The sequence below is a fragment of the Acidocella sp. genome (genome assembly GCF_050253495.1).
GTDB lineage: Bacteria > Pseudomonadota > Alphaproteobacteria > Acetobacterales > Acetobacteraceae > Acidocella.
Window position 1 is genome coordinate 42,975 of record NZ_JBFWIX010000010.1, and the last position, 12,432, is coordinate 55,406.

11 protein-coding genes are annotated in these 12,432 nt (G+C 61.8%); 8 read left to right on the plus strand and 3 right to left on the minus strand.

Annotated features, from left to right (window positions below; genetic code table 11):
• Positions 1-115 precede the first annotated feature (115 nt).
• The 3 genes from AB7D48_RS09545 (at position 116) to AB7D48_RS09555 (ending at position 3,892) form a co-directional block, all read left to right on the plus strand.
• Positions 116-805, plus strand: a complete 690-nt coding sequence (locus AB7D48_RS09545; protein ID WP_427978188.1) for a Tim44/TimA family putative adaptor protein — start codon at positions 116-118, stop codon at positions 803-805.
• A gap of 10 nt (positions 806-815) precedes the next feature.
• A complete protein-coding gene (gene mltA, locus AB7D48_RS09550) occupies positions 816-1,928 on the plus strand; it encodes a murein transglycosylase A (RefSeq protein ID WP_427978190.1) in 1,113 nt (370 codons plus the stop codon).
• Between the two features lie 71 nt (positions 1,929-1,999).
• Complete coding sequence (locus tag AB7D48_RS09555) at positions 2,000-3,892, plus strand: potassium transporter Kup (protein WP_427978192.1); 1,893 nt, start codon at positions 2,000-2,002, stop codon at positions 3,890-3,892.
• A 50-nt stretch (positions 3,893-3,942) separates the two neighbouring features.
• Here AB7D48_RS09555 and AB7D48_RS09560 read toward each other — a convergent pair whose 3' ends face one another.
• Genes AB7D48_RS09560 through AB7D48_RS09570 form a run of 3 tightly spaced genes read right to left on the minus strand, consistent with a single transcriptional unit; the run spans position 3,943 to position 6,218 of the window.
• The gene (locus AB7D48_RS09560) at positions 3,943-5,058 is read right to left on the minus strand and encodes a CCA tRNA nucleotidyltransferase (protein ID WP_427978376.1); all 1,116 of its coding nucleotides are present in this window, start codon (positions 5,056-5,058) and stop codon (positions 3,943-3,945) included.
• 14 nt (positions 5,059-5,072) lie between these two features.
• Positions 5,073-5,630 carry a CoA pyrophosphatase gene (locus tag AB7D48_RS09565; RefSeq protein ID WP_427978194.1) on the minus strand — a complete coding sequence of 186 codons (558 nt, stop codon included), beginning with the start codon at positions 5,628-5,630 and terminating at the stop codon, positions 5,073-5,075.
• Positions 5,631-5,645: 15 nt separating this feature from the next.
• Positions 5,646-6,218 (minus strand): DUF1285 domain-containing protein, encoded by a 573-nt coding sequence (locus AB7D48_RS09570; protein ID WP_427978196.1) that lies wholly within the window; start codon positions 6,216-6,218, stop codon positions 5,646-5,648.
• Between the two features lie 156 nt (positions 6,219-6,374).
• On the opposite strand from AB7D48_RS09570, the gene mnmG reads away from it, so the two are divergent.
• From mnmG to AB7D48_RS09595, 5 genes are all read left to right on the plus strand, one after another.
• Positions 6,375-8,084 carry a tRNA uridine-5-carboxymethylaminomethyl(34) synthesis enzyme MnmG gene (gene mnmG, locus AB7D48_RS09575; RefSeq protein ID WP_427978198.1) on the plus strand — a complete coding sequence of 570 codons (1,710 nt, stop codon included), beginning with the start codon at positions 6,375-6,377 and terminating at the stop codon, positions 8,082-8,084.
• Entirely contained in the window at positions 8,081-8,653 is a 573-nt protein-coding gene (rsmG, locus tag AB7D48_RS09580; protein ID WP_427978201.1) for a 16S rRNA (guanine(527)-N(7))-methyltransferase RsmG, read from the plus strand. Before mnmG ends, rsmG begins: the two co-directional genes overlap by 4 nt.
• Entirely contained in the window at positions 8,637-9,434 is a 798-nt protein-coding gene (locus tag AB7D48_RS09585; RefSeq protein ID WP_427978203.1) for a ParA family protein, read from the plus strand. Before rsmG ends, AB7D48_RS09585 begins: the two co-directional genes overlap by 17 nt.
• Positions 9,431-10,309 carry a ParB/RepB/Spo0J family partition protein gene (locus AB7D48_RS09590; protein WP_427978205.1) on the plus strand — a complete coding sequence of 293 codons (879 nt, stop codon included), beginning with the start codon at positions 9,431-9,433 and terminating at the stop codon, positions 10,307-10,309. The genes AB7D48_RS09585 and AB7D48_RS09590 overlap by 4 nt, the downstream gene beginning before the upstream one ends.
• Positions 10,310-10,494: 185 nt before the next feature.
• Entirely contained in the window at positions 10,495-12,429 is a 1,935-nt protein-coding gene (locus AB7D48_RS09595) for a methyl-accepting chemotaxis protein (protein ID WP_427978207.1), read from the plus strand.
• The last annotated feature ends 3 nt before the right edge of the window (positions 12,430-12,432 follow it).

A 12,432-nucleotide genomic window follows, 5' to 3' on the forward strand; every position in this document is an offset into this window, starting at 1 on the left:
CCCATTGCAACATATGTCTGGCCCCGCGCCAACAGGCGTTTGCGGCAATTTCGTCGGTTCACCGCTTCGGCTTGCGCTTGCGCGCCCGTTGCGCCAGTCTGACGATGAATAGAGGATGACAGTGCCAGATAACGCTCTCCAATCTCTCGGCGGGTTTCCCGTCATTCTGGTTATTTTCGCGGGCATCGCGATCTTTCTCGTCCTGCGCCTGCGCTCGGTCCTGGGCAAACGCGTCGGCTTCGAGAAGCCTCCCTTCCAGCCCGGCGCCGCCCCCAGCTTCAACAAAAACGCGCCCGTGATCGAAGGTCAGGCCCTCCCGCCAGCGCCCCCCGGCCGGTCCGTGCCAGACCCACGTTCCGAGCTTGGTCAACGCTTGATGCAAATCGTCAACCGCGACCCGCATTTCGATCCGCCGCATTTCCTCTCCCAGTCCGAGGAAAGCTTCCGCGCGATCGTCACGGCCTTCGCCGCCGGAGACCGCGCCAAGCTGCAATCCCTGCTCACCCCGCATGTCTATCAAACCTTCGAGCAAGCCATCGCGGCACGCGAAGCCGCGGGTGAGCGTCAGCACACCGAAATCAAATCCATTATCTCGGTGGGGATCGAAGATGCCCAAATCGCCGGAGACACCGCCGCCGTCGTGATCCGTTTTATTTCGGCCCAGCTCAATCAGAGGCTGGATTCCACCGGTGCCCCCATACCGGGCGGAGAAGAGCAGGGCGATATTTCCGACCTCTGGACCTTCGAGCGCGACCTGCGCGGCAACGATCCGGTCTGGCGCCTGTCCGCGGCCCGCAGCGGCTGAGCCCACCTTCATGCGCCGCCTGTCCCTCGCCGTTCCGCTTTGCGCAGCCCTCGCCCTGACCGGCTGCGCCGCCACTCAGGAAGTTCCCCTCACCGGCGCCAACGCACCGCCTGGGCACGAAGTCTCCCTCTCCAAGCTTCCCGGCTGGCCACAAGACAATGCCGCGGCCGCCCTCGCCAGCTTTGTCACCAGTTGCAAGGCCATCATGTTGATGCCGCCCGACAGTTCCCTGGGCGGCACCGGGCTGGCGGCGCAGCGCGCGGGCCAGGCCGGGCTCTGGCAACCCGCATGCACCGCCGCCAAGGCCACGCCCCCCAATAACGAACCCGCCGCACGGCAATTCTTCGAAAGCTGGTTCGATACTTACGCCATTTCCGGCCAAGCGCTCATCACCGGCTATTTCGAACCGGAGGTTCCCGGGTCGCGCAATGAGCGCCCCGGCTATCGTGTGCCACTCTACGCCAAGCCCCCGGTCGCCGCCCTGGCCAACCTCCCCCGTGCCGCCATCGATGGCGGTGCCCTCCACCGCAAGGTTCCGGTCACGGCCTATGTCACCAACCCGGTGGATGCCTTCATGCTGCAAATCCAAGGCTCCGGCCGCATCATCCTGCCGGATGGGCGCATCCTGCGCGTTGGCTTCGATGGGCAGAATGGCCAGCCTTACACGCCCATCGGCCGCATCCTGGTGCAAATGGGCGCCCTGAAGCCCGACGATGTCAGCTATCAGAGCATTTCCGCCTGGCTGAAATCCCATCCCGGCGAGGCCAAATCGGTCATGGAGCAGAATGCCCGCTACGTGTTCATGCGGCCATTGGGCTATCTACCGTCGGATGAAGGGGCTCCCGGCGCCCTCGGCGTTCCCCTCACGGCGGAACGCTCCGTCGCGGTGGACCGTTCCGCCATCCCGCTGGGCGCGCCTCTCTTCATCACCACGACCGACCCGATCACCGGCGCCGCGATGGATCATCTGGCCATCGTCCAGGATACTGGCGGGGGCATTCATGGGCCGGACCGGGCGGATATATTCTTCGGCGCCGGGCCCGATGCCGAACAAACCGCCGGCTTCATGCGCCAGCCCGGCCAGCTTTATCTGCTACTGCCCCGGGGCGCGCCAAAATCATGAACCGCCACGCCGCTTGCCCAACAGACGGTCAAGCGGCTAGACGCCGCCAGGATGGCGATAAGGAATAGCAGATGAACACCAGCGCAACCCAGCATGGCGGCGCGGCCGACAAGCTCCGGCTTTCCGCCCTCGTCGGCGTTCTCGGCGTTGTCTATGGCGACATCGGCACCAGCCCGCTTTACGCTTTGCAGGCCAGCATCGCCTATTTCAAGGGGCCGGCCCTGCTGCGGGAGGATGTCCTGGGAGTTCTCTCCCTCATCACCTGGGCGCTGATCATCACCGTCACCCTCAAATATGTCACCTTCATCATGCGGGCGGACAATAACGGGGAGGGGGGCACACTCTCGCTGATGGCCCTGGCCAGCCGCGTCACCCGCAGTGAGCGCACACGCGTCGCCGTGGGGCTTGTGGGCATTGTCGGCGCCGGGCTGTTCTTCGGTGACGGCCTCATCACCCCCGCCGTTTCCATCCTCTCCGCCGTGGAAGGCATCGAGGTCGTCGCCCCCTCCATGAGCGAGGCCGTCCTGCCTATCGCCATTGCGGTCATCGTCGGGCTGTTCCTGGTGCAAAAATATGGCACCGCCAAGGTCGGCCGTGCCTTCGGTCCCATCATGGTGCTCTGGTTTCTCAGCCTTGGCCTGCTCGGGCTGAGCCAGATCGTCCTTCATCCCGGCGTGCTCATCGCCCTCAACCCTTATTTCGGCGCCAGCTTCATCGTCCGGCATGACCGCATCGCCTTCCTCGCCCTGGGAGCCGTGGTGCTGGCCGTCACCGGAGCCGAGGCGCTCTACGCGGATATGAGCCATTTTGGCCGCCGCCCCATCCGCGTCTCCTGGCTATTCTTCGTGCTGCCCTGCTTGCTGCTGAATTATTACGGCCAGGGCGCGCTGGTCGTCTCCCACCCCCATCTGGCGGATAATCCCTTTTATAATCTGGTGCCGCATGTGCTGCAGGTGCCGATGATCCTGCTCGCCACCATGGCCACGGTCATTGCCAGTCAGGCGGTCATCACCGGCGCCTTCACCGTGGCGCGCACCTGCGTGCAACTCGGCCTGCTTCCGCGCATGGAAATCCGCCATACCAGCGAGATGGAGCAGGGCCAGATCTACGTGCCCCAGATCAACACCATTCTCGCCATCGGTGTGCTGCTGCTGGTGCTCACCTTCCAATCTTCCGCCGCCCTGGCCTCGGCCTACGGCATCGCCGTCACCGGCACCTTCCTGTGCGACAACACGCTGGCCGCCTTCGTCTACCGTCGAGAGTTCGGCTGGTCGCGCCTTGCCACCATCGCCTTGTTCGGCGCCATCGGCATCGCGGATCTGGCTTTCTTCGCGGCCAACTCCCTCAAGATCATCGAAGGCGGCTGGGTGCCGCTCGCCATCGGCTTCACCATCATCCTGGTCATGACCACCTGGCGGCGCGGGCGCGGGCTCATCCTGGCCCGCTGGATGCAGGACAGCCTCCCCCTCTCCAGCTTCCTGGCCCGCCTGCCGCAATCGCGCATCGTGCGCGTGCCCGGCACCGCCGTGTTCATGACCGGCAATCTGGAATTCGTGCCTAACGCGCTTCTGCATAATCTCAAGCACAACAAGGTACTGCACGAGCAGGTCTTTTTCGTCACCGTCCGCAATCTGGAAGTTCCCCAGGCCGCGCCAGGGGAGCGTGTGCGCTGTGAGGAAGCCGCCCCCGGCATCTATAAGGTCACACTCTATTACGGCTTCATGGAAAGCCCGAACGTCCCCCGCGCGCTGGAAAGCCTCAACAGCCAGGGTATCGAGTTCAAGGCCATGCAGACCAGCTATTTCCTTGGCCGCGAAACAGTGGTCCCAGCCTCCGTGCCCAAGCTGCGTTTCATCCGCCGCTGGCTGTTCCTCTTCATGGCCCGCAACGCCATCACCGCCACGGAATTTTTCCGCATCCCATCCGACCGCGTGGTCGAACTCGGTGTACGCATCGCGGTTTAGCGCCCGGCTACTTCAGGCCGTAAAGCGCGCCCCTCAAACGATTCCGCGCGTCACCGCGATGACTTGATAAACTCCAGGCAAGCAAGCTTGTCATCCGTGCAGCCCCCCGCCATCCAATGCGCCCTGGCCAAGGCCAGGGCCTTTCCCAAACCCCGTCCTGGCGCCATCCCCAAAGTCAGCAAATCGCGTCCTTGCAGCGGAAAAACAGGCCGTCTCATCCCAGCCAACCGCTCTCTCACCCCGGCCCAGCCCGCGCCAGCATCCCCTTGCAGCCATATCCGGCCCACCAGAACCTCCAGCGCGTCCTCCGCCAGCGCCCGCCGCAGCGCCGCCTCATCTTCCTCAGGCCCCAACATCAATGGCTTTCGCCATCCCGCCAGCAGCGCCGCCTCGGCACCGCTCAATTTCAACCGTGACGCCAAATCCTCATCCGTCAGCGCCGCCACCCGCAACAACGGATCGGCCGGCGCCCCGCGTTCCAGTAGCGCCGCCAACCTTTCCACCCGCGCATCCGGCAGCACGATTTCCAGCACACCGGTCTCGCGCATCAACATCACGGCGGCCAGCGGGGCAGGGGCCTGCAATATTTTCTTCACCTCGCTCCAGACACGCTCCACGGAGAGAACGCGCACCCCCTCGCGCGCCGCCGTGATCGCCGCCACCGCCGCCGTATCCGGCTGGCCTTGCCCATACCGCGCGAAAAACCGGAAAAACCGCAAAATCCTTAAATAATCCTCGGCAATACGCGCCGGCGCATTGCCCACGAACCGCACGATCCCGGCCGCCAAATCCGCCCGCCCGCCGAAATAATCGAAAACATTCCCATCCCGGGTACAGCTCATCGCATTGATCGTGAAATCCCGCCGCGCGGCATCCTCGCGCCAGTCATCGGTGAACGCCACAATCGCATGCCGTCCATCCGTCTCCACATCCCGGCGCAGCGTTGTCACCTCAAACCCGCGCCCTCCAGCCACGATCGTCACCGTGCCGTGGTCGATCCCCGTTGGCACCACCTTCAGCCCCAGCGCCTTTCCGCGCGCCATCACCGCCTCGGGCCGCAACGGCGAAGCCAAATCCACATCCGCCACATCTCGCCCGGCCAGCATGTCCCGCACCGCGCCCCCCACGATCCTGGCTTCGGGTAACGCCGCCCATATCTCATCCATGCCCGGTGGGTGGATCACATCTCCCCCCGTAGCCGCAGCGCCACCATGCGTAAAATCGCCGCCGTCGCTCCCCAGATCACATGGTCCTCATGCGGCCAGAGCCAAAATGTCCGCTCCCCTCCACGCCAGATCGCCTTGCGCGGCAATGGATAATCCGGGTTCAACAGCACGGAGAAGGGCAAGGTGAACAGTTCCTCCACCTCTCCGGCCTCCGGCGTCAGTCTCACATCTTCCGCCACCAGCGCCACCACGGGCGCGATATGGAAACCAGACCCGGTCACATGGTCATCCAGCCGCCCGATGATTTCAGCTTGGGCCGGATCCAACCCAATTTCCTCGCGCGCCTCGCGCAGCGCGGCCGCCTCGGGAGACGCATCGAATACCTCGATTTTTCCACCCGGCAACGCCACTTGCCCGGCATGGGTGGTCATGCGCCGGCTACGCCGCGTTAGCCATATCCCTTTTTCAGGCTCCATCGGCACCAGCACGGCGGATGGGCGCAACCGCCCGACCTCACGGCTTGCATGCGCCAGCCCCGCTGGAAACGCCCGGCGCAAGGAGACCTCCTTCACGCCGCACCGCCAATGTCAGCACTCCACATCCTGGCTGCAACTCGGCAGATCGCCGAGTGGAAAAAACACGCCCTCGCTCCACACGCCCAGCGCCTTGCGCCCGTGCACAATGCCCGGCTCCGCCAGCGCCACCAGCTCATAATAGGTCGCGCGGTTGATCCGCGCCTCAATCGGAAATCTGCCTTTGCCATCACGAATACGAAGATACGGCGTGGGCTCGCAACTCAGCAAATCATGCGCGATACGGATCGGATGCTTCGCCCCCACCACGACACACTCATCCACATTGGTCCGAAAACTCAAGATCTGATTCTTGCCGCTGCCGCTCCATTCCAGCTCCACGGCCACAAAGGGCGCATCCTCCACCTCGATCCATCCGCGCTCGGCGGGTGTTTCCAGCAAAAACCGTCCCGTCTCGTCGCGTGTCAGCACGCTTGAAAACAGGCAGATCATCGGCTTGCGGTTGATCGGGCTGCCCTTATAGAGCCAGGTTCCGTCGCGCTTGATCAAAAAGGGCAAATCCCCGCATTCAGCGACATGCCGCATCGGCATGGCATCCGTGCAGATCTGCTTCTGCCGTTCGCTCATGTTCCGTGCCACGCTCCATGCACTCCTTAATCCTTTAAGGAATATGGGACACGGCACAACCTTCTTCAAATGGCAAATCACGCCATCCAACGCGCGCGTGCCTCCACATCTTCAAACATCTTGGCGTTTATCGCGCAAACTCGCTAAACCCCGCGCATGGATTACGATGTCATCATCATCGGCGGCGGCCATGCCGGCACCGAGGCCGCGGCCGCTTCCGCACGGTACGGGGCACGCACGCTGCTGGTCACACAAAACGCGACCCGGCTGGGAGAGATGTCCTGCAACCCCGCCATTGGTGGCATCGGCAAGGGCCATCTCGTCCGCGAGATCGACGCGCTGGATGGCCTGATGGCCAAAGCCGCTGACGCTGCCTGCATCCATTTCAAACTTCTCAACCGGGCCAAAGGCCCCGCCGTGCGCGGTCCCCGCGCCCAGGCGGACCGGAAGCTCTACCGCAACGCCATCCAGGCGCTGCTCGCCGCGCAAGCCAACCTCACCATCCTGGAAGATGAAGTCGCCGGGCTTGACGTCGCGGGTGGCCGTCTCACCGGCGTCAAACTCGCCTCCGGCAAAACCGTCTCCTGCGCGGGCGCCGTGCTCACCACCGGCACCTTCCTCAACGGCACCTTGCATTTCGGCACACGGATGCAGCCTGGCGGCAGGGTGGACGACGCCCCCTCGCGCGCCTTGGCCACCGATCTTCGCCGCCTCAACCTGCCTCTGGGCCGCCTGAAAACCGGCACGCCGGCGCGCCTGGCCAAATCCAGCATCGACTGGGACAGCCTGCCGGAAGACAAAGGTGAAAACCCGCCCGAGCCCTTTTCGGCGCTCACGCCCCGCATCACCAATCCGCAAATCTCCTGCCGCATCACCTCGACCACCGAGGAAACCCATGAAGTTATCCGAAAAAACATAAATAAATCAGCTATTTATGGAGGAAACATCGCTGGGCGCGGCCCTCGTTACTGTCCCTCCATCGAGGATAAAGTCGTCCGTTTCGCGGAAAAGCCCGGTCACCAGATCTTCCTGGAACCCGAAGGGCTGGATGATGACACCATCTACCCGAACGGCATCTCCACCTCCTTGCCGCTGGACGTACAATACGCCCTCATCCACACCATCCCAGGGCTGGAGCGTGCTGAAATTCTGCGTCCCGGCTACGCGGTGGAATATGATTATGTCGACCCGCGCGCCCTCGACCATTCCTTAAGCTTAAAGGCCCTGCCTGGGCTTTTCCTCGCCGGCCAGATCAACGGCACCACCGGTTACGAGGAAGCCGGCGCTCAGGGGCTGGTGGCGGGGTTGAATGCCGCGCGCAGGGCAGGGGGCGCGGCAGGGCTCCATCTCTCCCGTTCGGACGCTTATATCGGCGTCCTCATCGACGATCTGGTGACCCAAGGCGTAACCGAGCCTTACCGCATGTTCACCTCCCGTGCTGAACACCGCCTCCTGCTGCGCGCCGACAATGCCGAACTCCGCCTGACCCAAAAAGGGATCGATTGGGGCTGCGTCGGCTCCGTGCGCGAACAAGCCTTCATCGCTTTGAAGGCAGAAATCGCATCCTTCAATAACAAGCCAGAAGGCGAGGGCAGGGCAGCCCAAATTCTGCGCGCCGATCTGCTTTATGCCGGCTATATCGCCCGCCAGAATTCCGAAATCCGCGCCCGGGAAAAAGACGAAGCCGTCAAAATTCCCGCCGATTTCAATTATGCCCATGTTGGCGGCCTCTCGGCCGAGTTGCGTGAGAAGCTCGAACGCACACGCCCGCAAAACCTCGCCGCCGCCGGGCGGATTGAGGCCATGACCCCCGCCGCCCTCGGCGCTATTTTCGGCGCCCTCAGAAAAGCCAGCCGCGTCGCATGAACGACTCCAAACTCCGTGATTTCGCGGCCCTCGTTTTAAAATGGTCGCCCAAAATCAACCTCGTCTCCAAATCGGATCTTGGCCATATCTGGGAACGTCATGTGCGGGATTCTCTCCGCCTGCTTCCTTACATCCCCAAAAATACCGAACGCGCCATCGACCTTGGCTCCGGCGCGGGCTTTCCCGGTCTTGTTCTGTGCATCGCCACGGGCATTCCGTTCGACCTCATCGAATCAGACGCCCGCAAAGCCGCCTTCCTGATGGAAGCGGCGCGTCAGACCGGCGCGCCGGCAAAAATTCACAATTGCCGCATCGAATCAGCCCCTGTTCAGCCCGCTCCGCTCATCACCGCCAGAGCCTTGGCGCCTTTGGAAAAACTGCTGGGGCTGGCGGAACCTTTGCTCACTCCGGATGGTTTTTGCCTGTTTCCGAAAGGCAAAGCCGCCACCGCCGAATTGACGCTCGCCACCCCCCTCTGGCACATGAAGGTTGAGCGTCTTTGCGCCCCTGATTGGGGCGAAAGCTGCATCCTGAAAGTGAGCCAGATCCGACATGCCGGAGCCGCATAAAAAACCGCGCGTTATCGCCGTCGCCAACCAGAAAGGTGGAGTCGGCAAAACCACCACCGCCATCAATCTAGCCGCCGCCCTCGCCGTGGGCGGGCTGAACGTGCTGCTGGTCGATATAGACCCGCAAGGCAACGCCTCCACCGGGCTCGGCATCGAACATGAGACCCGCAAAGGCGGCAGCTACGCGCTGCTGGCTGGCGATGTCACCCTGGCCGAGGCCATCCTTCCCACCAATGTCGAGCATCTCAGCATCGTTCCCGCGGTCGCGGATCTGATCGGCGCGGATCTCGAATTCGGCCAGCAACAGCGGCGTGAATTCCTGCTCCGCGACGCCTTGGCGCAAGGTTGCGATGCCGATGTCATTTTCATAGATTGCCCCCCCGGCCTTGCCCTTCTGACCCTCAACGCGCTGGTGGCGGCGGATGCCGTGCTGGTGCCCTTGCAGGCTGAATTTTTCGCGCTGGAGGGTATTTCACAGCTCATGCGTTCGGTCGACATGGTCAAGCGCGGCCTCAATCCCGGGCTGGCCATAGAGGGTATCGTCCTCACCATGACGGATAAGCGCAACAACCTCTCCGAGCAGGTAAGCAACGAGGTTCGTACTTATTTTAAGGACAAAGTGTTCGAAACCGCCATCCCCCGGAATATCCGAATCACCGAAGCCCCTAGCCACGGCATCCCTGTCCTGCTTTATGATTTCCGCTCCACCGGGGCGCAGGCCTATCTGGCCTTGGCTGCTGAATTTTTGCGCCGCGCGCGCGCACGAAAGGAAATGGCATGAGCGGCAAGGAACCGCGTAAACCACTGGGCCGCGGCTTGGCCGCCTTGCTGGGCGAAGCGGCGGCTCCCACCAGCGTCACCGCTCTTGGTGTGCAGCACCTGGCGGTGGATTTGCTGGAGCCAAGCCCCTTCCAGCCCCGGCAGGAAATGGACGAAGAAGCGTTGAATGAACTTTCCGCCTCCATTTCCCAGCGCGGCATCCTGCAACCGCTGCTGGTGCGGCCAAAACCGGACGCACCCGGCCAATATCAGATCATCGCCGGTGAACGGCGCTGGCGTGCCTCCCAACGGGCGCAATTGCATGAAGTGCCGGTTCTGGTGCGTGAACTGAGCGATGCCGACGCCATGGCCGCCGGGCTGGTGGAAAATCTCCAACGCGAAAATCTCAATCCTGTCGAGGAAGCCGAAGGGTATAAGCGGCTGACGGAGGAGTTCAAGCTGAGCCATGACAAGCTCGGCGAAGCCGTTGGCAAGTCACGCAGCCACATCACCAACGTCATGCGCCTGTTGCAATTGCCACCCCAGGTGCAGTGGCTGCTACGCGATGGTGAGATTTCAACCGGCCACGCCAAGGCTCTGCTGACCCACCCAGACCCGGTGAAAGCCGCCAACGATGTCGTCAAGCGCGGCCTTTCCGTCCGCCAGACAGAGGCCCTGGTTAAAAATGCGGGGCGATCAATCTCTCCCCAAGTCACCACCCGCATGCCGCGCGAGCACCAGGCCGACCAAGGTGAAATCTCCGCTTTGGCGGAAAACCTTTCCGAGCGCCTGGGCATGAAAGTCGAGGTTAAGTTCAACGGCAAGGGCGGCATGCTCATATTGAATTATGCCGATCTCGACCAGCTTGATTCGCTTCTGGCTCTGCTCAACCGCTGAAGCCGGGTTCGGATGTTCCACGTGGAACATCTCTCATAACCTCACCCGACGCTGAAAAAGCATGTTCCACGTGGAACATGCTTTTTGCTTGCCGGGATTAACGGAGCGTTATGGGGTTTCAGGCATCTTCTTCGTGAACCTTTCCCGATGGCGGTGGTTTTGTTCACGAATGCAAGGAGCCTGAAATGACTTTCCTGCGCCGGTTATCTATTACCTGGCAATTTACGCTGCTCTTTTTTTTCGCCTTGGGCCTGATGGTTTCAGGCACCATCATCGCGACCCTTCAAACCTACCATCTCGAAATCGACGCCAAGGAAGCGCAAATTCAGGCCGTTGATGAGTCGGGGCGCTCCATCGTGGATTATTATATCGCCCAAGCACAAAGCGGTGCCTTGAGCGTGGAGGAAGCCCAAAAAGCCGCCTTGGCGGCCATCAGCTCCATTCGCTATCAAGACAATAATTATATTTTCGTCTATGACGATAAAGGCGTGCTCCTGGCTCATCCCGACAAAGCAAAAATCGGCACGAACCAGATCAATGTCCCTGACTCGCGGGGGAAGCTTTTCCTGCCCGCCATGATCGAAGCCGCGAAATCAGGCGATATTCTTTTTCAGCATTATCAATATCCACGTGCCGGCGGCGGCAAGCCACAGCCAAAAATCGGCGCAATGGTCGGTATTCCTGAATGGGGCTGGGCGCTTGGCACTGGTGTTTATGTCGATGATGTCAGAACCGTGATGATCGGCGACATAAAATTCCTGGCGGAAATTTTCCTGCCACTTCTGACGGTTTATCTGATCCTGGTCTTCAACGCGCGCCGCAGCATCTCCAGCATGCTGAAAAATCTCAGCGATTCCATGCAGCAGCTCGCCAATGGCAGGTTGGATGCGGAGATCCCCTGTGAGGACCGTTCGGACGAACTTGGCACCATGGCCGCCACCTTGTCCAGGTTCCGGCAAAATGCACGGGACAAACAAAAACTGGAGACCGAAGCGGAAAATCACCGCCGCGAAGCGGAAACCCAGCGCATCGCCAAGGCGGAAACAGATGCCCGTCTGGCGACCGAGCAAAATGAAATGGTGGCACAGCTTGGCTCCGGCCTGGATGGGCTGGCCAAGGGAGATCTGGTGCTGCGCCTCAACAAGAACTTCCCCACCGTTTATGAAAAGCTTCGCGCGGATTTCAATGCCGCCATGGGCCATTTACAGGAAACCATGCAGTCCATCGGCCATAATGCATCCGGTGTCCGCAACGGTGCCGCGGAAATGATGCAGGCGGCGGACGATCTCGCCAAACGCACTGAACGGCAAGCCGCGGCCCTTGAGGAAACCGTGGCCGCCCTTGGCAGCGTTACCAATACGGTCAAACAAACCGCCACCAACGCCGAAGAGGTTCTCAAGGTGGTCAATACCGCGCATGACGACGCCTCCCGTTCCGGTCAGGTCATGCGTGAAGCGGTGAACGCCATGGGAGAAATTGAAACCTCATCCCGGCAGATTGGCAACATCATCGGGGTGATCGATGAAATCGCTTTCCAGACCAATTTGCTGGCGCTGAATGCCGGGGTGGAGGCTGCCCGCGCGGGTGATGCCGGGCGCGGATTCGCCGTTGTCGCCACCGAGGTCCGAGCCCTGGCCCAACGCTCCGCGGAAGCGGCAAAGGAAATCAAATCCTTGATTTCCACCTCCGGCACGCAGGTGGAAGCCGGTGTGAAACTGGTCGGTGAAACCGGCACAGCCTTGGAGCGGATCGTCGAACAAGTCAGCGCCTTGAACAAAATGGTTGGCGACATTGCCCATTCCGCCAATATCCAGGCTGCTGGGTTGGCCCAGGTCAACACCGCCATGGGACAGATGGACCAGATGACCCAACAAAACGCCGCCATGGTGGAGGAAGCCACCGCCGCTAGCCATGCGCTTTCATCCGAAGCAGGCACGTTGGAAACGCTAATCGGCCAATTCAAGCTCGACCAAAACCAGCCGATCGACAGGCAAATGGAGCGGCCAAAACCAGCCGCTCCGGCCCCCGCGCCAACCACCCCAACACCCGTGAAAAACAGTTCCCTGACCGGTAATTTCAAGAAAATACCCGCCCTGGACGATGATTGGGACGAGTTTTAGCAG